The organism is Sphingomonas sp., assembly GCF_965200105.1.
Classification (GTDB): Bacteria; Pseudomonadota; Alphaproteobacteria; order Sphingomonadales; family Sphingomonadaceae; genus Solisphingomonas.
The window spans coordinates 1,988,800-2,008,320 of sequence record NZ_CBDATN010000002.1 but is presented as its reverse complement, the minus strand read 5'-3'; the positions used below and the strand labels follow the sequence as shown (position 1 = coordinate 2,008,320).

Here is a 19,521-nt window from a genome sequence, read left to right as displayed (position 1 = left end):
CTTCGGCTTCGTACCGACCCACCGCCCTTGCCGTCTCGCCTCGCGGACTAGCACGTCGTTCGTCCCCGCCGAAACCCGAATTTCAGCGCGGCCCGCTTCAACCGAACACGAAGTCCGCCGACGATATCTGGTTCAGCTGTACGCCCGCCAGCGTCAGCGTGTCGCCGCCGCCGAAATCGAACACCGTGTTGCCGCCGCTCGCCCTCGCCACCGCGATGACCTCGTCGTAGCTGTCGTAGTAGGCGCCGAGCGACAGGCGGATCACCTCGCCGTCGTGGACGTCGAAATCGACGATGCGGTCGTGGCCGTAGCCGGTTGCGAAGACGAAGCCATCGCCGCCCGCGCCGCCGGTCAGCAGGTCGTCGCCGCCGCGCCCGTCGAGGAGGTCGGCGCCGCCCTGGCCTTCCAGCTTGTTGGCGCCGGCGTCGCCGCGCAGCGTGTCGGCGAAGTTGCTCCCGCGCAGGTTCTCGAACTCGGAGAAGACGTCGCCCGTGGCGTCGCCTCCGGAGGCCTTGCCGCTCGCGAGATCGACGGTCACGCCCGCCGACGAGCCGCCATAGGCGAGCCGGTCGACACCCGCGCCGCCGATCAGCCGGTCCGCGCCGGGACCGCCGTCGACATAATCATTGCCGCCGCCGCCGCTGAGCGTGTCGTTGCCCTCGCGGCCGACGAGGCTGTTCGACGCGCCGTCGCCGGTCAGCACGTCGTTGTACGCGCTGCCGATCAGGTTCTCGAAGCCGGAAAAGCTGTCGCCTGCGGCGTCGCCGCCGCTCGCCGTGCCGGCCAGCAGGTTGACGATCACGCCGCTCGTCGAGCCGACGTAACTCAGCGTGTCGAGCCCGGCGTCGCCGAACATCGCGTCGCCGCCCGGGCCGCCGATGATGGTGTCGTCGCCCGCGCCGCCACGAAGCGTGTCGGCGCCGTAGTAGCCGTCCAGGCGGTTGGCACCGCCGTCCCCGACGAGCGTATCGGCGGAGCCGCTGCCCGTCAGGTTCTCGATCCCGATGAGGACGTCGCCCGCCGCGTTTCCGGCGGTTTGCCCGGTGCCGAGATCGACAGAAATCTCCGATCCCGTTGTGGTAAGATAAGTTATGTAGCTGACCGTGTCGCTTCCTGCGCCTCCGATCAGCGTGTCGGCGCCATTTGATCCGAAAAACAGATCGTCGCCCCCGCCACCGGTCATTCTCTCGGCGAGGGCCCCGCCGTAAACGGAAACGGCACTATCGCCGATCCGCTCGAAGATTTCGACATTCGCCGGCATGTAATAAGAGGTTATCTTCCCGACGCGCACCGTGTCGGAGCCACTGTTCAAATCTTCGAAAATCTGGTCGGAGTTCGAGTCCACCACATAGATGTCGTTTCCTGTCCCGCCATACATCAGGTCGCGGCCGGTATCACCTTCGAGTATGTCATTGCCTTCGCCGCCATACAGCCTGTCGTTACCGCCGCCGCCCACCAGCGTGTCGTCGCCGCCGAGCCCGAACAGGAAGTTCGCCTCGCCGTTGCCTACGATGCTGTTGGCGATCTCGTTGCCGGTGCCGCTGAGCGGGCCGCCGCCCGTCAGCACCAGTTGCTCGACGTCGGACGCGAGCGTGTAGCTGATCGTCGAGTAGACCGTGTCGTACCCGCCGCCCGCGCGCTCCACGATCGTGTCGGTCGCCGCGCCGACGAAGTAGCTGTCGTCGTCGGCGCCGCCCACCAGCGTGTTATAGCCCGCGCCGCCGGTGAGCTGGTCGCCGCCCGCGCCGCCGTCGAGGATATCGTCGCCGTCGCCGCCGTCGAGGATGTCGTCGCCGCCGAAGCCGCGTAGCGCGTCGTCCGACACGCCGCCGATCAGGATGTCGACTCCTTCGCCGCCGATCAGCGTCTGGGGGGTGGTCGCGTCGGGCGCGGCCTGGACGTCGAGGTGCTGACTGACCGGATCGCCGCCGAGATCGTTGCGCGCGACGAAGTCGAAGGCATAGCGGTGGAGCGCCGCGTCGGTCGGCAGTCCGAGGTTCAGGTAGACGACGTTGGTATCGGCGCCGTTGCCCGAGCTGCTGCCGGCGGCCTTCCCCGCTTCCTTGTAGGTCGCGATCCAGTTCGTGTCGCTGAAGGTCTCGCCGGTTTCGGGATCCTGATAGGCATCGACCACATAGTCGACCTGAACGTCGAGCCGCCCGCCCGCACGCTGGATATCCACTGCGTAAGAAATGCCGCTCATCGTCCGCCCCCCGAGTCTTCGCGTCCTCGGTCACGGATCGCAGCTTGTCGTGGGCACGACAAGGCAGGGCGACATGCCGGTCCTCCGTCGACGTGGCGCGCGGGACTATGCGCCGATCAGGTAGCGGCTGCGCTCCCCCGCGACGCGCCTCACCGCCTCGACGATCGCCACCGAGGCGATCGTCACCATCGCCACCGTCGGCGCGAGCGCGATCGCCGACGGTACGAACACCGTGCCCGCCGGATGGCTTGGCGCCCCCAAATTCGCGCAGGCGATCCGTGCGGCGGAGATGACGTAGCCGTGGACGAAGTAGATGCCGAAGCTCAGCGTCGCGAGCCGCGTGAGCGCGGCGTCGACGTGGCCGCCCCCCGGCACGCGCGTGGCGAGCATCAGCACGAGAGGCGCCATCACCAGCTTCTGGATGAGGCTGAGATCGGCCGCGAACCACCGGCTGGCGATCGCGGCGGTGATCGCGCAGAGCAGCGCCAGCAGCAGGCGCCAGTGCGCCTCGCACCACGCCTCGCAGGCGAGGCGATGCCGACTGAACGCCATGCCGGCGAGGTAGGCGGGCGCCATGAAGCTCGCCTTGCTCAGCACGTTGGCGAGGCCCGGCGCCCAATCGCGCCCGGTCGCGGTGGCGAAGGCGGCGGCGAGTGGAAGGATCAGGCCATAGCCGCCCCGCCGGTCCACGCGCACGAACAGCGGCGCCGCGAGGATGAACAGCGCCATCATCGGCATGAACCACAGGGGCGCGAGGTGCCGGCCGGTGACCAGGAAGAAAGCGACCTGCTGCCACGCCGGCAGGCGGTACACCCACGGCCAGACATCCTCGCGATGCGCGACGAAGACCGCCATCGCGATCCCCGGCATCGAGACGAGCAGGTAGGGCAGCATCACCATGCCCATCCGGCGCTTCAGGTAGGCGGCATAGCGGAAGCGCGGCGAGAGATGCTGGAAGAGGAAGCCCGAGATGAACATGAACAGCACGGTGACGTTGTCGAGCAGCAGCAGGATCGCGTGCTCCTGAGCCGGCGTCCAGGCGAAGCACGGCCAGCAGTGCGCGGCGACGACGAGCAGGATCGCCAGGCCGCGCATGCGGTGGACGTGCGGCAGGAAATCACGCTGCCCCGCTCCGGTCGTGAGTGGCGGCGCGAGCAGCGCGGCCTCGCGCGCTCGCAGCAGGACGGGCGCGTTCACCGCGCGGGGCCTGTCCGGTCCGGTGCCCGCGACGGGCGGTAGATGGTGCGCGACATCGCGATCCTCGCTCGACCGCGGGTGCCCTGCCACGTCGAACGATGAGGTCCAGTTAAGCGGATGGGTTAATCAAAGACAATGTCCTGTTCCGGATCGGCGCTAAGGCGGCGAGCGCACGAAGCGCGATCCGGCTTCGTCTGTTCAGCCGGCGCGCCGGCCTGCTAGGAGGCGGCATGGCCACCATCGACGTCTCCCCTCCCGCCCCTGTCCCTGCCCGGCTTACCGGCCGCGACCGGCTCGATCGCCTGATGGCGCGCGGCATCGCTTTCCTCGGCTCCGAGGTCGCGATCATGGCGGGCGCGATGTCGTGGGTTTCCGAGCGCAACCTCGTCGCCGCCATGTCCAACGCCGGCGGCTTCGGGGTGATCGCATGCGGCGCGATGACGCCCGAGCTGCTCGACGCCGAGATCGCGGGAACGCGCGCGCTCACCGACAGGCCGTTCGGCGTGAACCTCATCACCATGCACCCGCAGCTCGCCGACCTCGTCGACGTCTGCGCGCGGCATGGGGTCGGCCACGTCGTGTTGGCCGGCGGGCTGCCGCCCGGTGGCGCGATCGAGCGGATCAAGGGATCGGGCGCCAAGGTGATCTGCTTCCCGCCGACGCTGCCCTTCGCGAAGAAGCTGATCCGCTCGGGCGTCGATGCGCTGGTGATCGAGGGGATGGAGGCGGGCGGCCATATCGGCCCCGTCTCCACCAGCGTGCTCGCGCAGGAGATGCTGCCCACGATCGCGTCCGAGCTGCCCGTGTTCGTGGCCGGCGGCATCGGGCGCGGCGAGGCGATCGCGGGCTATCTGGAGATGGGGGCGGCGGGCGTCCAGCTCGGCACGCGCTTCGTCTGCGCGACCGAGTGCGTGGCGCACCCGGCCTTCAAGAAGGCGTTCGTCCGCGCGTCCGCCCGCGACGCGGTCGCGTCGGTGCAGATCGATCCGCGCCTTCCCGTCATCCCGGTCCGGGCCCTCAGGAACGCTGGCGGCGATCTGTTCAGCGCCAAGCAGCGCGAGGTGGCGCAGGCGCTCGACGAGGGCCGCGTCGCCATGGCGGAGGCGCAGCTCCAGATCGAGCATTACTGGGCGGGCGCGCTGCGCCGGGCGGTGATCGACGGCGACGTCGAGCACGGTTCGCTGATGGCGGGCCAGTCGGTCGGCATGGTGACGAAGGAGGAGCCGCTGGCCGACATCCTCGCGACGCTGGTCGACGAGGCGGCGCACGCCCTCGAACGGCGCGGCGTCGCCGCCTGATCCAGTCGTCGGAACCGGAAGATCGCCGCCAATACTTGAACGGAACGGGATACGGTCTTAGTTGCGCGCCGTCTGTTCTCCCGCTTTCGGAGTAAGCGATCCCGTGTCCGATACCGATCTCATCGGCCTCACCGCCGACATCGTCGCCGCGCATGTCAGCCACAACAGCGTGGGCGCAGGCGACGTGCCCGTGCTCATCCGCGCGGTCCACGACGCGCTCGCCCGCGCCGGCGAGCCCGCGCCCGCCGAAGCGGCGGCGAAGCAGGAGCCGGCGGTACCGGTCCGCCAGTCCGTCCGGCAGGACCACATCGTCTGCCTGGAGGATGGCAAGAAGCTGAAGATGCTCAAGCGCTACCTGCGCAGCAACTACGACATGAGCCCCGACGAGTATCGCGCGAAGTGGGGCCTGCCGCGGGACTATCCGATGGTCGCCCCGGCCTATGCCGAGCAGCGCCGCGGGCTCGCGCACAAGATCGGTCTCGGCCGCAAGAAGGTGGTCGAAGAGGCGGGCGCGGTCGTCGCCTCGGTGGCGCACGCCGCCGAGGCGGTGGTGGACGCGGTGAAGCCGGGTCGCAAGCCGCGCGGGATCAAGGCCGCCAAGGCCGCTGCGCAGTCGCATCTCGGCGCGCCCGAGTCCGAGCAGAACGAGGGCTGAGGCGCGTGCGCGTCGCGTCCGCTTGGCGACGCGGCGCCGCGCTGGTGGCGGCAGCGGCCACGCTCGCCGCCGCGCCCGCGCCGGTGCGCAGCCCCGGCGAGATCGCCGCCGCCGCGCCTGCGTCCGCGTGGCGCGACATTCCCGCCGACGCGCTGCTGGTGATGACGCTCGGCGACGGGCGTCGCGTGACGATCGAGCTCGCGCCCGGTTTCGCGCCTGCCCACGTCGCCAACATCCGCGCGCTCGCACGCGCCGGCGGCTATGATGGCCGGGCGATCACGCGCGTGCAGGACAACTATGTCGTCCAGTGGGGCGACGCCGCCGATCGGCGCGCAACGCCGACCGGAGTCATCGCGAAACCCGCCGCAGAATATGATCGGCCGGTTGCCGGCCTCGCCCTCACGCTGCTGCCGGTTCGCGACGCCTACGCCGCGCACGTCGGCTTCGCGGGCGGCTGGCCGGTGGCGTCGGAGGAGGGCCGCGCGTGGCTGCCGCACTGCTACGGCTTCGTCGGCGTCGGGCGCGACATGCCGCCCGATACCGGCGACGGGCGCGAACTCTACGCGGTGATCGGCCACGCGCCGCGCCACCTCGATCGCAACATAGCGGTTGTCGGCCGCGTGATCGACGGGATCGAGGCGCTGTCGGCGCTGCCGCGCGGCACGGGCGCGCTCGGCGTCTACGAGCGGCCGGGACAGCGCGTCCCGATCGCCTCGATCCGCCTCGCCGCCGACCTGCCCGCGGCCGGGCGCCCCGCCTATCAGACGATGCGGACCGACGGCGCCGCCTTCGCCGCCTATGTGGACGCGCGCCTCGACCGGCGCGACGCCTTCTTCGTGCGCCCCGCCGGCGGCGCCGACTTGTGCAACGTGCCGGTGCCCGTGCGACGACGCCCCTAGCGCGTCACGCGGCGCGCGAAGGCCAGCATATTGGCGAGCACCGGCGCTCGCCCCCGCAGCGGCCGCGCGATCGCGGTGACGAGGCCGAGATGACACGGGAACGGCCGATGACGGCGGCGAGCGCGTCGACCTTGATCGATCAGCCCTTGCGCGAGCGGCCGATCGCCTGCGCCGAGCGCGCCCTCCACTCAAGTAACTCAGACGCCGATCCGAAGAGTGTCGGGGAAGAGCACGCCGCCTTCCACTCGGCCAAGCGCGTAATAGCCCGCGATCGTCGTCCGCTTCATCACACGCCGATCATCGGCGGCAACGCTCTTGGCGCTGTGCATCAGCCGCCAATTGTCCCAGAGCACCATGTGTTCGACTTGCCCGTCATGGAAGTACGCGAGATCCGGCGAATGCCGCGAAACGGCACCACGATCCGCCTTACATCCTGCGGCGCCGTGGCAGACCGCCGAGATCCGCCATCATCTTCTCCTTCACGTCGCGGGAGAGCATGGTTCCGCCGTCCAGCATGGCAGCGTCTCGCGGCGGAGCGCCATCATAATCTTGCGCCGCGCCGCGGTTTTCCAACACGGTCGGGCGGTGACGCTGGACTGTCGCCTCCAAGCCTCTACCCCTTGCGTCTTCCGGCCAACTCGGCACTTGCTGCCCATCGCACTACCCGGCGGCCGTGCGATGGTTGTTCGGTGGGTGGACGGCTCCGAGAAGGGGGCGATAATGGCTGCACCGGCTGCCGCCGAAAGCTTTACCGAGCGGGTGCGGATCGAGCCGGCGAAGCGTGAACCTCACTGAACGCTTGCCATGATAAGTATGCGCGGCCATCCTCCGCCCGCTCGGGAGGGAGAAGATAGGATGGAGCGGCCGGACACGATAGTCGCGGCTGCCACCGCGATGAAAGCGGGCGAAACCAGTGCCGAAAGACTCACCGAGGAGGCGCTGGCGCAGATCGAGGCGCATGATGGTGCTTTGTGCGCGCACGTCGCCGTCGACGGCGAGGCCGCGCTTGCCGAGGCTCGCGCGCGAGATCGGGAACGCCGCGCCGGACGAACGCGAGGGCCGCTTCATGGCGTGCCGATCGGCATCAAGGACCTGATCGACATAGCCGGCAAGCCGACGCTAGGCGGCATGACGGTGCGCGCAGACGCTCCGCCAGCGGCCAATGACGCCACCGCGGTTCGCCTGCTGCGGGAGGCGGGCGCCGTGATCTTGGGCAAGCATCAGATGTCCGAGGGTGCGGGTGTCGCCCATCATCCGTCCGTCGACCCGCCGCGAAACCCCTGGAGTCTCGATCATTGGCCGGGCATCTCATCCTCGGGCACGGGCGTCGCGGTCGCAGCCGACTTCTGCTTCGCCGGGCTCGGCACCGATACCGGCGGCTCGGTCAGGATTCCGGCTGCGGCGTGCGGGCTCACAGGCATGAAGCCGAGCTATGGTCGCGTCAGCCGCGCCGGCCTTCTGCCGCTCGCGCAGAGCCTGGATCATATCGGTCCGCTGGCGCGCAGTGCCGAGGACGCGGCACTGGTACTCGCCGCGATCGCCGGACGGGATCCTGCCGATCCGACTAGCCTGCCGGGCAGTCTCAAGGCTCCGGTCAAGCTCGATCTGAACGGCGTGAGGATTGGCTTGGATGACGACTGGAACCGCCGCGACCTTGCGCCACCGGTCGCGGCTGCGCTCGATCGCGTCGAAGCGGTGCTCCGCGAACTCGGCGCCGAACTCATCAGGGTAAGCATGCCATCGACTCAGGCGATCATGTCGGTCGGGCTCGCCCTCGTGGTTGCCGAGCAGGCTGCTAACCATCGGGACACCTGGCCGTCGCGCCGCGCGGAGTACGGTCCCGAGCTCGCCCTCAGCCTTGCGGCGCTCCGGCAAGTCGATGCGACGACCATCGCGGCCGCCGGGCTTGCTCGAGACGCCCTGCGCGGTGACCTCGCGGAGCTGTTCACCCGGATCGATCTGCTGCTCTGCCCGGTATTGCCGATCGGGGTGCCGACGCTCGCCGAAATGGCGGCGATGATCGCCGATCCCGCGACCATAAGCCATCGCTTGATCCGCTACGTGGCGCCGTTCGACTTCGCGGGAACGCCAGCCCTCAGCCTGCCAGCGGGGCAGGACGAGGCGGGATTGCCAGTCGCGGTCCAGCTCGTCGGGCCTCAGGGCGCGGACGGGCGCGTGCTGGCCGCCGCGATGGCGGTGCAGGCGATCACCGACTGGCACGAGGCCCGGCCGAACCTCTTGTAAATGAGGCGACCGTCACGGGCCATGCGGATCAGCGAACAGGTCTTTCCTGCCCCGGGCCGACATGAGTTTCGGTCATGGCGCGTCGACCAATCCCTTCCGCCCTTGCCCGAGCTGCCAGCGGCTGGCCGATCTCCCGCTGAGTGGTCGCGCCATGGCTATCCGCGCCGACATTTCCCGAGCCGCGTCCAGGCTCTGTACTCAACCGGCGGTGGAGCGGCGGAGTTGATTCAGGGTTGCCGGAGGTGATCCGGCGATGGCGCGATATGATCTGAGCGGGGCGGAGTGGCGGCTGGTGAGCCGCTGTTGCCGCCGGTTGGGCGCGGGCCGGCGCGGGCCGGCGCGGGTGGACGATCGGCGGGTGATGAACGGTATCGTCTACCTGTCGCTTCACGACTCGCGCTACAGATCGCAGGATCGCCGAGCGATGCCGGCGCCTGACATTGACCGCGCCGGAGAGTTGGGCGCCATGCCGATTTCGTTTCAGGCGTCTTTGCCGCGCTGGTCCCGCCCGCGCGTCTCGACGAAGCATCGTGTCGCAACGAACGCAGCTTCCCCTCGCTAAGGCCCGGCGGTCCTTGCTTCGAACGCTACGACGCCGCACAGCGAGATGCGCGGCCCTCGACTATCCGGTAGGCGGAACATTGAACGCAAAGATCCTCGTGACGGGCGGCACCGGTTATATCGCCAGCCATACGTGCAAGGCTCTGGCCGCCGCAGGCTTCACTCCGGTCGTCTACGACAATCTGCCGCTGGGGCAGCAACGCAACGTGCGCTGGAGACCGCTCGTCGTCGGCGAGCTGGGCTTCGCGCCGTGCAGCTCGGATTTCGGCACCATCATCCGGTCGGCCTGGGATTGGCACATCAAGGCCCATCCAAGGTGGGACGAGGACCTGGTTTCGCCCGACTATCCCGATACGCGTGGCGACGTTTTGGAGCAGATACGGTAATGCACCTCGAAAAGCGCGTTCTTGTCACCGGTGGCGCCGGCTTTCTCGGTTCACATCTTTGCGAGAACCTCCTCGGGCAGGGCGCGTACGTCATCTGCGTCGACAATTTCTACACCGGCGCGCATGCCAATATCGCGCACCTGCGCAATCATCCGCGCTTCGAGCTGATCCGTCACGACGTGTGCTTCCCCCTCTACGTTGAGGTGGATGAGATCTACAATCTGGCATGCCCCGCCAGCCCGATCCACTATCAGCGCGATCCCGTGCAGACTACGAAGACCAGCGTCATGGGCGCGATCAACATGCTCGGCCTGGCCAAACGCGTGGGCGCCAAGATATTCCAGGCATCCACATCCGAAGTCTACGGCGATCCCGTCGTCCACCCGCAACCTGAAAGCTATTGGGGCAACGTCAATCCGATCGGGCCACGATCCTGCTACGACGAGGGAAAGCGTTGCGCCGAGACGCTGTTCTTCGACTATCGCAAGCAGCACCGGATTCGGATCAAGGTCGTCCGAATCTTCAACACCTATGGTCCGCGCATGCACCCGAACGACGGTCGGGTCGTCTCGACGTTCATCGTCCAGGCGCTGCGCGGAGAAGACCTCACGGTGTTCGGCGACGGAAGCCAGACGCGCGCCTTCTGCTACGTCTCCGATCAGGTCGATGGTTTCCTGCGCCTCATGGCGTCCGACGATGATGTCGCGGGGCCAGTGAACATCGGCAATCCGGACGAGTTCACGATGCTGGAGCTCGCCAAAGAAGTGATCAAGCTGACCGGCTCTAAGTCGCGGATCATCCACAATCCCCTGCCCGCCGACGATCCCAAGCAGAGGAAACCCGACATCTCGTTGGCGCGCGCAAAACTCGGTTGGACACCGAGCGTCCCCCTCCGGGAGGGATTGAGGAGCACGATCGCCTATTTCGACGAGTTCCTGTCGAGGGAAGGTCGCGCCCAGGCGCAGCCTCTTGCGGCGCTGCCGGGAGAATTGGCGTAACGGGCTACGGAGGAACAGTAGGTGCAGTATGGTCGATGCAGCGCACCTACTCCTCCGGCGGGAGTATCGCCACGGCGTCGAAGGCGACGGCAGGACAATGACGTCGCGACGAATGTTATCGCAGGGTCGAACGAAAGGCCCGATCGGCAACGGGATTGACCGTGATCAAAGCTTTGAACCCTCTCGGCCGGCAGGATGTCCCGCGCCAATCCGACGAGGCGGAGACCAATGCACTCCTACGTAGTGCATCCCCGCGAGCCAATGCGTTTCTCGTGGTCGGCATGGCATCGCATGCGGCACCTTGGCCACGGCGGGTCGTCTGTCGCTGCTCGGCCCGGCGGCGCCTACGCAGGCAGGTCGCCGTAGCCCGGACAACGAGGGGAGCTTCTTCGAAGCGGAGAAGTGGTGCAACTCATAACGAGTTGCTTGAGGAGGCCGGGTCGTTCGCGCTCGACTGGAGAGAGATCGATACGGCTTGGCTCGCCTCAGCCACCCGCTCATCGTTCGGCGGCAAAGGGCGGAAATCCTGAAGACGAAGTTTCCAGGGGGCAGGAGCATCGTCTTAAGGATTCACGGATCTGCCGGCTGGCGCCGTTCTGGACCGATAGGCTGCGGAAGTTGGGCGACCATCGGCTGCCTATGCGAAAGCTCAATCTGTCGCGCGGGTTCAAAGATGCCGCCGTTACAGGCTCCGCTGCTCGAACGGCATCCGAGCTGTCGAACCAGATCCGGGCTTGATGAAGACGTTCGGGCTCATCGTTCCACCCGCGTCGGGCAGCAAGTTCGAGCGCCAGATAGAGGCCCTGCTGGCCGACAATGCCGGACTTGATCGGATCATACGTCCGTTGCTCGAGGCTTGGCACGCCGTTCGCCTTCATGCCGCTGATCTTGGCGTAAGCTGCTGGCGGATGCGCGGCGCAGCGACGCCTGCCAGCTCCTCATGTCTACTCCTGGCGTGGGCGTCGTGACGGCGTCCTCCTTCATCAGCGCGATCGAAAATCCGACCAACTTCAGGCGCTCCCGATCAGTGGGCGCCTGGGTCGGACTGACGACCCGCCGCTACCGGTCGGGCGAGATCGACTATGACGGGCATATTTCCCGGCGGGGTGACAGTCACCTGCGCGGGCTCCTCTACGCGGCCGCGACCGTGTTGCTCGTGCGCAGCCGGTCAGAGTGCGATCTGCGCAAGGGGGGGCTGCAGTTGCGTGAACGGCTCGGCCTAAGCGCGCCGCGGTCGCGGTCGCCCGCAAGCTCGCGGTCACCATGCACAGCATGCCGATCACCGGTGAACCGATTAGAGAGACACTCGCCACAGCCTAATACCCGGCTCGCCCGCGTCGCAAGGCGCTGCGAGACATCCTGCCGGGACGTAGGGCCGACCCACTCCGCGACGTTCGTTGCATCCGGCGCCTCAGGGCATCGGAGTGCGTCCTGAACCTTGGAGAGGTCGCCGCGCGAAGCCCATCATGCGGCGACTGATGCCGACCATGCTCCCGGCAACGGCATCTCAGAAAACCCATGTATCCGACGCAATAGACGGCGAGACGGCAAACTACGCCCATGTCTTCCTGCCGGGTTCCACCTTCCTGGAGAAGGTCGGCACCTTCACCGATGCCGGGCGGGCGCATCCAGCGCGTCCGCCGCGTGACGGAGGCGCTCAATGGCCATGCCGGTTGGTAGATCGTGCAGCTGGTGGCGAATGCGTTGGGCCTCGGCTGGGACCACCGTCATCCGTCCGAGATCATGGACGAGATCGCGGCCAGACCCGCCGTACCGAGAACGTCGCGTGGCATCCCGAGGACATGCTGGAGCTTCACCCGCAAGATGCCCAAACTTGCGGTCTCGACACCGGCGACTGGGTGCGGCGCGCCAGCCGACCGGGCGAGAGAACCCTGCGCGCGAAGGTGACCAACCGGGTGACGCCAGGCGTGGTCTACACCACCTTCCCACCAGGACACGCAAGCGAACGTCGTCACCTCGATTTCTCTGATCGGGTCACCAACTGTCCCGCGTACAAGGTGACGGCGGTCAGGTGACGCCCTCCAACGGCCCGACCAATGGCAGGAGGCTTACAAGGAGCTCGCCCGCCGGTCGCGTCGAAACGTCACGACGAGCCGGCGGTGGCAGCCGAATGGACGTTTGGACCGGCTCGTCTACATGGTAACTAGATCGCGCAGAACTTCGCTACCACGAGCGACGTGAACGCCTCAGCCGCGACCGCCGACCACGTCGCCTCCTCCTGGACCCCGCGGATGAGGGCGATGATTCTCTACTCGCCGCCATACTCTCCCGACCTAAACTCCACCGGGCAGGTCTTTCTCAAGCTCGGGGCGCTGCTCCGCAAGGCCGTCGCGCCAACCGCGAGGCCGTCCAAACCAACATCGGCCAACTGCTCGACGCCTTCAACTAAACCGGAGGCGCGCCAGGGGGCGAGAGACGGCCATGCTACGGAGCGGCTGCATCGATCTAACCGGCATGATGTCGGGCCGATGCGAACGCCCTCCGCCCCCATGCCGGCCGGGCCCATCCGATCCCTTGGCGCAAGAACGAAGTTCGTCTAAGCGACGTGATGGACATGGTGACCGGCAACTCCCACGAACCCCGCCAATACGATCTGGCGGTGTTTGGCGCGACCGGGCTCACCGGTCGGCTTGTGGTGAGACAGCTGGCGGGAATGGACGCGCAACCGCGCGGGCCGGACGGGAAGCGGCTCTGGGCCGCGGTGGGTCGCAACCGCGAGCAGGTCACCCAAATGCTGGCCGAGCTGGAGCTGGACGGCGTCGACATCCTGGTCGCCGATCTCGACCAGCCTGCATCGCTGCAGGCCCTGGCGCGGCGAACGACCGCCGTCGTGAACCTCGCCGGTCCCTATACGCAGAAGGCGGCGAGCCTGATCGAGGCTTGCGTCGAGGCAGGCACCTCTTATGTCGACCTGAGCGGCGAGATCCCGTTCCTGCGCCGAGTAATCGACCGGTTCGATGCGTCGGCGCGAGCTGCGGGCGTGCAGGTGGTGCAGATGGCCGGGTGGGAGGCGATGCCGGCCGACCTGACCACGCTGGTCGCGTGCCGGCGCGCGGTCGGTGACGAGGCTGGTGCCGACGGCCCGGGCGCGGCCGACCCGATCGCGGAGGTGGTCGTGTCCGTGACCTTCACGCGGCGCCCCGAGGGCGGCGTGCCGTTTAGGCAGCAGGTCTCGGCCGGCACAATGGCGAGCGTCGTCGCCATGCTCGACGACCCCGACGCTGCCCTGGTTGGTCATGCCGACGCGCTGCTGCCGGACGGCACGGGCGGCGGCAAGGCGGATCGGCTCCGGTTCGGGGCAAGCGATGCGCAGGGACGCGTGCTGGGACCGGTGCCGCCGGTGGCGTTCCTAAATCCCCCGATCATCCGTCGCACGGCGGCCCTGCTCGCAGCCGGCCGGAACGCTCCCTACAGCGCCGCCAGTTACGTCGAGGGCGAAGACATGGGTGGCGCGACGCTCGCCGCTGCTCTCGGCCGCCAGCTCAAGGCGAAGGCGAAAGGCGAACTACAGCAGTTAGCGGTCGCGGCGACCGGATTGCCGTTGGCGGTGCGGCAGGCGGCGGCCGCGGGACTGCGCCAGGTATTGCCCGAAGCGGGGACGGGACCTTCCAACCGGTTCCTCGAAGATTGGGCCTGGAGGGTCGAGGCGCGCGCGACCGCCAAGGATGGTCGGATCGGCACGAGCAGCCTGGAGGGCACCGGCCACCCAGGCTATACCGCGACCGCGGCGATCATCGTCGAGGTGGCTTTGCACGTGCTGGATCGGGATCGTCCGGGTCGCCACCTGGGGTGCGTCACGCCGGCCCTGGCGATCGGCGCGTCAGCCGGAACCTTGCGAGTCGAGACATTGTCCTTGCGCTGAAGCCGGTTCCATCGAGCGCGGAAACCCGTCCGTCAGCGCCCGAGCAAGCGGATCGGCGCAGGAGAGGCGGGCCTCCGCGCCCGGCGAATTGGGACAAAGATCACCTCGCCGAGCGTTGCAAATCTCGAGCCGCCTTGCGCCACACGATCGGATGTGACGTGCCGGTGCCAACGACCTCAAGACGCAAGGGAGTAGAAAAACCTGTCGCCGCGAACCCGCCGTCAGCCAGTGCGGTGACATGCGCGCCGTCCGCGAACCCCCTGACCAGCGTCAGACAGTCGGCGAGGTCCGGCTCGGCGTCGTAGCGGATCAGGCCATCGACGCTGTCGCCGATATTGGGATCGCATTCGACGCAGCGCGTCGGATCGAGGGGGCGGTGACGAGCGCGGAACCGCGTCCCGAGATGCTTTGGAAAAGGTCGCGGACCTTCCTGACATCGCTCATCGCCTGTACTTCAGGCAAACCAAACGGCCTTCCTGGAAGTTCAGGCGGCCAGTCCGACCGAACCGTCGTGCATTGCCCAGGCGAGCGTCTGCAAACTGATCGCGTTCACGAGCGTGTGGATCTGCGCAGTCTTGCCGCGTTCGGCGTCGCCCGCCGCCATCTTCTTCTCGGTCTCGGTGAAGTCGGCGGGGGGTCGCCCGCGTCATTCGGCACGCCGGGCAGGATAGGGAAGGTCAGGTGGACGCCGAGGATAGCACCCGCGTGCGCATGGCCGAACTGCGCGCTGACGAACGCGCCCGCGTCCCTGCACTGGATCACGAACCGGTGATAGCCGAGCGCGCGCTTCCGCATGCTCGTCGGGCTGATCCCGTACCGGCCGGCGAGCGCCCTCAGCTCTCCTCACTCCCGCGCGGTATCATTTGAATGACCGCCCGGTCGGACGGGCCCGCCGTGTGGAACCGGGCCCATAGCCCCTTCCGCCAAAGCGTGCCAACTAGTATGGACCGCATTCGACGGCACTATCGGAGAGAGTATGATGCAGGCATCCATTGCTAAAGATCTTGCTGCGATCACGGCGCTGAAGGCGCGTTATTGTCGGACGCTTGACACCAAGGACTGGGACGGTTTCGGGGATTGCTTGGCGGAGGACTTCACCGGGCAGTACGACGGGATGCCGCGCGCCAGTAAGGATGAACCTGAAGTCGCGCACGTCGCCGGCCGCAAGTCGGTAGCGGACGGCACCGCCGCCAACCTTCAAAACATTCCAACCGTACACTCCGTTTACGCGCCAGAGATCGAAATCATTGACGAGACGCATGCTAGAGGCGTTTGGGCCATGCGCGATTACCTGCTTTTTCCGACCTGCGCCTTCGTTGGCTATGGTCATTACCACGAGGATTACGTCAAATCCAATGGCGTGTGGCGGATCCAGCGTACGCATCTCACCCGCTTGTTCGTAGAAGAGGAATGGCGCTGATTCCAGGATCGGCAAGCGGCAAGGCCGGCGGGGACGATCAAGATGATCTTGTCCGCCGTCCCTTAGCCAGAAGTTGTTCAGGAGGTCCATAGCTGGATCGCCGCTTCACGGAGCGGGTTCGTTTGGTCTGGCTCGTGGCCGCAGAAGTTGAAGTAGTTGGCGGGTTCTGCGATAGGTAATAGTGTTTACGCGGATGACGGTTCTTTTTCGGGGGCCGTGGCGGTCCGAAAAGGGGGGCTGTAGATTTTACTTCGGCCGCCACTCGCGGAAGTCGTTTGTCGGCGCGCCATGCCGCCTAGGTGAGCCGCCAGCACGTCGCCACGCGCATCTTGACCGCGAGATGGCCGGCGATCGTCGCCGCGATGAAACCGTGGCCCTGTAGCTCTCCCAAGGCACGCTCGGCGGCGTCTTGCTCAAGCCGGTGGCCGCCGCCGCCTCGCGCACGCCGCATCGCAGTTCGCCGTTGTTCGAGCCGTCCTCCAGGCTGCGACGTAGAGCAGCACCTTCACCGCCGATCCGGCGAGATCGCGCCAAGCCGCCGTCTCCATCATGCTGTGGTCGATCCGGGTATACCGCGTGTGGCGCTTGCGCCCCTTGGCGGTGAGGCGGCCCACCATAGCGGGATCAGCGACCCGCCTTCGCGGCGGCGGCCTGCGCGGCGAAGTGCTTGGCCAGCGTCGAGCGCCGGGCGCAGACGATCGCGCCCTGCTCGAAGGTCGGCCAGCCGCTCTTCGTTATCTGCCAATTTCACCTGCGGCATCGTTAGCCCGACGTGCTGCGCGATGGCCTCAAGGCCGTAGAGCAGGTCGGGTTCGGCGTCATCTCGTGCGTCAGTCATGCGTTACTCCATGCGTCACAGCACGGCCGAGCACGCTCCAACATCGGCAGATTTCTGCGGTTCTTCTCATCCGCGCCCGTACTTCGGCGGGGCCAAGAAAAGGGACCGTAGCCCCCCCCCCAAAGCGGTAGTTTTCCACTTTTCTGACCTTGTTTCCAACAGAGGTGTCGTTCCAGCGAGGGGAAAGGCAAGCCTCACTCGCCCTTGCGTCTGCGGGCTTGGCAGCGGCACCTCCGAGCCCACATAAGGCTTCGGACAGGAGGAGACGCGCGTGGCGACCTTGGGAATGAGTGCGGCGGACCGCGAGGCGGTGGAGGCGTTCCGGCGCGACGCGGTCGAGCCCTCGATGACCGAACTCGTCATCCTCGATTTCTGGGCGGAATGGTGCGGGCCATGCAAGCAGCTCGGGCCCATCCTCGACACGGTCGTCAATGCCTATGCCGGCAAGGGCGTGCGGCTCGTCAAGATCGACGTCGACAAGGACAAGTTCATCGCCGCCCAGTTCCGCGTCCAGTCGATCCCGACCGTTTACGCGCTGTTCCAGGGCCAACCCGTCGCCGATCTCACACAGGCGCGCACCGAAGGCCAGCTCACCCGCCTGCTCGATCAGCTCCTCGCGCAGCTGCCGATCCAGGCCGGCGGCGATCCGGGCGCGGAGGACGTCGCGCAGTATCTGGCCTTGGCGGACGAGGTGCTCGCCGCCGGTGACGCGGCGCGGGCTCTGGGTATCCTGGAGCAGGTGGCGGAGATGGCACCCGATCACCTTGGCGCCCTGGCCCTCCGCGCCCGCGCGCTCCTCGCGCTCGACCGCGCGGAGGAGGCGCAGGCGCTGCTTGATGCGGTGCCTGCTGATCGCAAGGACCCGGCGCTCGATCAGGCACGCGCGGCGGTGCGGCTTGCCTCGGCGGGCGGCGGCGGCGACCTCGCGGCGGCGCGCGCGGCGGCTGCCGGCGGCGGCATGCAGGCGCGCTACGATCTCGCCGGCGCGCTGATGGCCGCGGGCGAACGCGACGAGGCGGCGGACACGCTGCTCGCGCTCATCGCCGAGGACCGCGCGTGGAACGAGGGCGCCGCGAAGGAGAGGCTGCTGACGCTGTTCGCCGCCGTCGGCCTGGAGGATCCGTGGGTTTCGGCGCAGCGCCGCCGGCTCTCCGCGGTCCTGTTCACCTGATCGGCCGCGGGTGGCACGCATCTCGATCTTCCCGCTGGCGGGCGCGATCCTGTTCCCGCGCGCGCACCTGCCGCTCCACGTCTTCGAGCCGCGCTACCGCGCGCTGGTGACGGACGCGATGGCGCGCGACCGGCGGATCGGCATGATCCAGCCGCGCGAGGCGGAGAGCGCGGGCCGGCCGCCGGCTTTGTTCGACGTGGGCTGCGTCGGCCACATCGTCGACGTGCAGGCGCTTGACGACGGTCGTTTCAATCTCGTGCTGGAGGGCAGGAGCCGCTTCCGCCTCGTCACCGAACTCGACGTCGCCACACCGTTCCGCCAGATCGACGCCGACCTCGATATGTTCGGGGACGACGCCGACGATCCCGATCCGCTGGCGTCGGTGGTGCGCGCCGAGATCGAGCGCGAGGCGCGGCGCTTCGCCGACGCGCGGGGCTACGCGATCGATTGGGAGGCGGTCGGCCGGCTGGACGACGAGTCGCTGGTCAACGCCGTCGCGCAGGTCGCTCCGTTCGACGCGGCCGCCAAGCAGGCGCTGCTGGAGGCGCCGGATCTGGCCGAGCGCGCCGATCTGGTGGCTCAGTTCCTGCGCTTCTTCCGATTGGGCGACGACGGTGAGGATGCGACCTTGCAATGAGGGATGCGATGAGGCCGGCGCGATGAGGATCGAGGGCGGCATCGATCCGGACCTGCTGCGTATCCTCGTCTGCCCGGCGACGCGGACGCCGTTGCGCTACGATCACGACGCGCGCGAGCTGGTGTCGGAGGCGGCGGGGCTCGCCTATCCGATCCGCGACGGCATGCCGGTGATGCTGGTGGACGAGGCGCGGCGGCTTTAGTCGCCCCGCGAGCCTGCGGCCGCCGCTCCCGGCGCTCAGAGCGCCAGCGCGGCGCCGATGGTGACGAGCGGCACGACGGTCGAGGTCTCGGCATCCGCGCTCCCAAGGCGTCGGAGCGTGCCGTCCCGCACCACGGCCAGCGCCTCGGCGCGAACTTGCCATCGTGTTCCGCCGAGCGCGAGCGGCTGCGACAGCGCGAGCCCTGCGCTGCCGTACGTCACGTCGCCGCTGCCGGCCTCGTAGAAGCCGCGCCATCCCACGCCGAACCGCAACGGCACGCTCAGCTTCGCCGCCTGCTCGCCGGCGGAGAGCGCGAAGCCGGGCTCGATGCCGGCCTGCGTGAAGACGCCGTGGCCGCCCTTTGGCCGCACCGTCGCCGCGAAGCTGGGGTGGAGGATGCCGAGGCCATGTTCGGCCTCGTAGGCGGCGGTCAGGCTCGCCTCGTGCGTAGTGGCGGAAACGCCGTTGGGGCTCGTCTTGATCGCGTAGGCCAGGCCCGCCCTCAGCCCCTTGGCAGGCTCGATCACGACGCCGAGAAGGTTGTTGCTCTCGTACCAGCCACGGGGCGAGGTCCTCTCAGAGGAGGCGGGCGCGTGGAAGCCGTTAGACGAGGTGCCGACCAGCCACGCGTCGGCCCTCCTCTCGGTGTCGCGGTGCAGCTCCCAGCCGAAGCCGAGCTGCGCGTGGACGGGCAGGCGGTCAAGGCTGGCGGCATCGTCGTCGTAGCTGCCGCGCGCGAAGTCGCCGTTGCGCACGTCGGCGCCGATGACGGGGTGGAAGCGCCGGTCGCCGACCTGCTGGCTGCCGAGATCGGCATCCTCGGTATCGATCGTCGGCACGGTCCGCGCGGCGAGCGGACCGCCGGAGAGCAGTGCCGCCAGTGCGAGCGGGCCGACGCCGATGGCGCCTCTCACCTCGCGTCGTCTACG

General features: G+C 68.1%; 18 protein-coding genes and 1 pseudogene. 13 read left to right on the top strand and 6 right to left on the bottom strand.

Annotated elements, in window-relative coordinates; translation table 11 throughout:
- Nucleotides 1–97 precede the first annotated feature (97 nt).
- Together ACOFKX_RS11340 and ACOFKX_RS11335 are read right to left on the bottom strand one after the other, a co-directional pair.
- Nucleotides 98–2,203 (bottom strand): calcium-binding protein, encoded by a 2,106-nt coding sequence (locus tag ACOFKX_RS11340; RefSeq protein WP_419827083.1) that lies wholly within the window; start codon nt 2,201–2,203, stop codon nt 98–100.
- 105 nt (nt 2,204–2,308) lie between these two features.
- Nucleotides 2,309–3,400: an acyltransferase family protein gene (locus ACOFKX_RS11335; RefSeq protein ID WP_419827082.1), complete on the bottom strand. Its 1,092-nt coding sequence runs from the start codon at nt 3,398–3,400 to the stop codon at nt 2,309–2,311.
- A gap of 230 nt (nt 3,401–3,630) precedes the next feature.
- On the opposite strand from ACOFKX_RS11335, the gene ACOFKX_RS11330 reads away from it, so the two are divergent.
- The 3 genes from ACOFKX_RS11330 (at nt 3,631) to ACOFKX_RS11320 (ending at nt 6,252) form a co-directional block, all read left to right on the top strand.
- On the top strand, nt 3,631–4,698 hold the full coding sequence (locus ACOFKX_RS11330) for an NAD(P)H-dependent flavin oxidoreductase (protein ID WP_419827081.1): 1,068 nt from the start codon (nt 3,631–3,633) through the stop codon (nt 4,696–4,698).
- A gap of 103 nt (nt 4,699–4,801) precedes the next feature.
- Nucleotides 4,802–5,353 carry a MucR family transcriptional regulator gene (locus tag ACOFKX_RS11325; RefSeq protein ID WP_419827080.1) on the top strand — a complete coding sequence of 184 codons (552 nt, stop codon included), beginning with the start codon at nt 4,802–4,804 and terminating at the stop codon, nt 5,351–5,353.
- 5 nt (nt 5,354–5,358) lie between these two features.
- Complete coding sequence (locus tag ACOFKX_RS11320) at nt 5,359–6,252, top strand: peptidylprolyl isomerase (protein ID WP_419827079.1); 894 nt, start codon at nt 5,359–5,361, stop codon at nt 6,250–6,252.
- Between the two features lie 197 nt (nt 6,253–6,449).
- Here the strand turns inward: ACOFKX_RS11320 and ACOFKX_RS11315 are convergent, their stop codons facing one another.
- Both ACOFKX_RS11315 and ACOFKX_RS11310 read right to left on the bottom strand, forming a co-directional pair.
- Nucleotides 6,450–6,713 (bottom strand): TauD/TfdA family dioxygenase, encoded by a 264-nt coding sequence (locus tag ACOFKX_RS11315; RefSeq protein WP_419827413.1) that lies wholly within the window; start codon nt 6,711–6,713, stop codon nt 6,450–6,452.
- Nucleotides 6,679–6,861: a hypothetical protein gene (locus ACOFKX_RS11310; RefSeq protein WP_419827078.1), complete on the bottom strand. Its 183-nt coding sequence runs from the start codon at nt 6,859–6,861 to the stop codon at nt 6,679–6,681. Before ACOFKX_RS11310 ends, ACOFKX_RS11315 begins: the two co-directional genes overlap by 35 nt.
- 246 nt (nt 6,862–7,107) lie before the next feature.
- Here ACOFKX_RS11310 and ACOFKX_RS11305 point away from each other — a divergent pair, with 246 nt between their 5' ends.
- The 7 genes and pseudogenes from ACOFKX_RS11305 (at nt 7,108) to ACOFKX_RS11275 (ending at nt 15,744) form a co-directional block, all read left to right on the top strand.
- The gene (locus ACOFKX_RS11305) at nt 7,108–8,496 is read left to right on the top strand and encodes an amidase (RefSeq protein WP_419827077.1); all 1,389 of its coding nucleotides are present in this window, start codon (nt 7,108–7,110) and stop codon (nt 8,494–8,496) included.
- Nucleotides 8,497–9,137: 641 nt separating this feature from the next.
- Nucleotides 9,138–9,443, top strand: a complete 306-nt coding sequence (locus tag ACOFKX_RS11300; protein WP_419827076.1) for an NAD-dependent epimerase/dehydratase family protein — start codon at nt 9,138–9,140, stop codon at nt 9,441–9,443.
- Nucleotides 9,443–10,441, top strand: a complete 999-nt coding sequence (locus ACOFKX_RS11295) for a UDP-glucuronic acid decarboxylase family protein (RefSeq protein ID WP_419827412.1) — start codon at nt 9,443–9,445, stop codon at nt 10,439–10,441. The genes ACOFKX_RS11300 and ACOFKX_RS11295 overlap by 1 nt, the downstream gene beginning before the upstream one ends.
- A 678-nt stretch (nt 10,442–11,119) precedes the next feature.
- Nucleotides 11,120–11,761, top strand: a pseudogene (locus ACOFKX_RS11290) (transposase); the annotation flags it as partial.
- A gap of 158 nt (nt 11,762–11,919) precedes the next feature.
- Entirely contained in the window at nt 11,920–12,477 is a 558-nt protein-coding gene (locus ACOFKX_RS11285) for a molybdopterin dinucleotide binding domain-containing protein (RefSeq protein WP_419827075.1), read from the top strand.
- Between the two features lie 533 nt (nt 12,478–13,010).
- Nucleotides 13,011–14,324, top strand: coding sequence for a saccharopine dehydrogenase NADP-binding domain-containing protein (locus ACOFKX_RS11280; protein WP_419827074.1), 1,314 nt, complete (start codon nt 13,011–13,013; stop codon nt 14,322–14,324).
- A 976-nt stretch (nt 14,325–15,300) separates the two neighbouring features.
- Nucleotides 15,301–15,744 carry a nuclear transport factor 2 family protein gene (locus tag ACOFKX_RS11275; protein ID WP_419827073.1) on the top strand — a complete coding sequence of 148 codons (444 nt, stop codon included), beginning with the start codon at nt 15,301–15,303 and terminating at the stop codon, nt 15,742–15,744.
- A 295-nt stretch (nt 15,745–16,039) separates the two neighbouring features.
- Here the strand turns inward: ACOFKX_RS11275 and ACOFKX_RS11270 are convergent, their stop codons facing one another.
- Nucleotides 16,040–16,195 carry a hypothetical protein gene (locus tag ACOFKX_RS11270; protein ID WP_419827072.1) on the bottom strand — a complete coding sequence of 52 codons (156 nt, stop codon included), beginning with the start codon at nt 16,193–16,195 and terminating at the stop codon, nt 16,040–16,042.
- Between the two features lie 658 nt (nt 16,196–16,853).
- Between ACOFKX_RS11270 and ACOFKX_RS11265 the strand changes: the two genes are divergently transcribed.
- From ACOFKX_RS11265 to ACOFKX_RS11255, 3 genes are read left to right on the top strand one after another with little or no spacing between them, the layout of a single operon-like run.
- Nucleotides 16,854–17,753: a tetratricopeptide repeat protein gene (locus ACOFKX_RS11265; RefSeq protein WP_419827071.1), complete on the top strand. Its 900-nt coding sequence runs from the start codon at nt 16,854–16,856 to the stop codon at nt 17,751–17,753.
- 10 nt (nt 17,754–17,763) lie between these two features.
- Nucleotides 17,764–18,390: an LON peptidase substrate-binding domain-containing protein gene (locus ACOFKX_RS11260; protein ID WP_419827070.1), complete on the top strand. Its 627-nt coding sequence runs from the start codon at nt 17,764–17,766 to the stop codon at nt 18,388–18,390.
- Nucleotides 18,391–18,412: 22 nt separating this feature from the next.
- Nucleotides 18,413–18,592, top strand: a complete 180-nt coding sequence (locus tag ACOFKX_RS11255) for a Trm112 family protein (RefSeq protein ID WP_419827069.1) — start codon at nt 18,413–18,415, stop codon at nt 18,590–18,592.
- A gap of 35 nt (nt 18,593–18,627) precedes the next feature.
- On the opposite strand, the gene ACOFKX_RS11250 is transcribed toward ACOFKX_RS11255, so the two are convergent.
- A complete protein-coding gene (locus ACOFKX_RS11250) occupies nt 18,628–19,506 on the bottom strand; it encodes a hypothetical protein (RefSeq protein ID WP_419827068.1) in 879 nt (292 codons plus the stop codon).
- Between the last annotated feature and the right edge of the window lie 15 nt (nt 19,507–19,521).

Bases quoted from the DNA above. Each gene is read 5' to 3' on its own strand.
- ACOFKX_RS11340 (WP_419827083.1), bottom strand. From the start codon at position 2,203: ATGAGCGGCATTTCTTACGCAGTGGATATCCAGCGTGCGGGCGGGCGG.
- ACOFKX_RS11330 (WP_419827081.1), top strand. From the start codon at position 3,631: ATGGCCACCATCGACGTCTCCCCTCCCGCCCCTGTCCCTGCCCGGCTT.
- ACOFKX_RS11305 (WP_419827077.1), top strand. From the start codon at position 7,108: ATGGAGCGGCCGGACACGATAGTCGCGGCTGCCACCGCGATGAAAGCG.
- ACOFKX_RS11295 (WP_419827412.1), top strand. From the start codon at position 9,443: ATGCACCTCGAAAAGCGCGTTCTTGTCACCGGTGGCGCCGGCTTTCTC.
- ACOFKX_RS11285 (WP_419827075.1), top strand. From the start codon at position 11,920: ATGCCGACCATGCTCCCGGCAACGGCATCTCAGAAAACCCATGTATCC.
- ACOFKX_RS11280 (WP_419827074.1), top strand. From the start codon at position 13,011: ATGGACATGGTGACCGGCAACTCCCACGAACCCCGCCAATACGATCTG.
- ACOFKX_RS11275 (WP_419827073.1), top strand. From the start codon at position 15,301: ATGATGCAGGCATCCATTGCTAAAGATCTTGCTGCGATCACGGCGCTG.
- ACOFKX_RS11270 (WP_419827072.1), bottom strand. From the start codon at position 16,195: ATGCGGCGTGCGCGAGGCGGCGGCGGCCACCGGCTTGAGCAAGACGCC.
- ACOFKX_RS11255 (WP_419827069.1), top strand. From the start codon at position 18,413: ATGAGGATCGAGGGCGGCATCGATCCGGACCTGCTGCGTATCCTCGTC.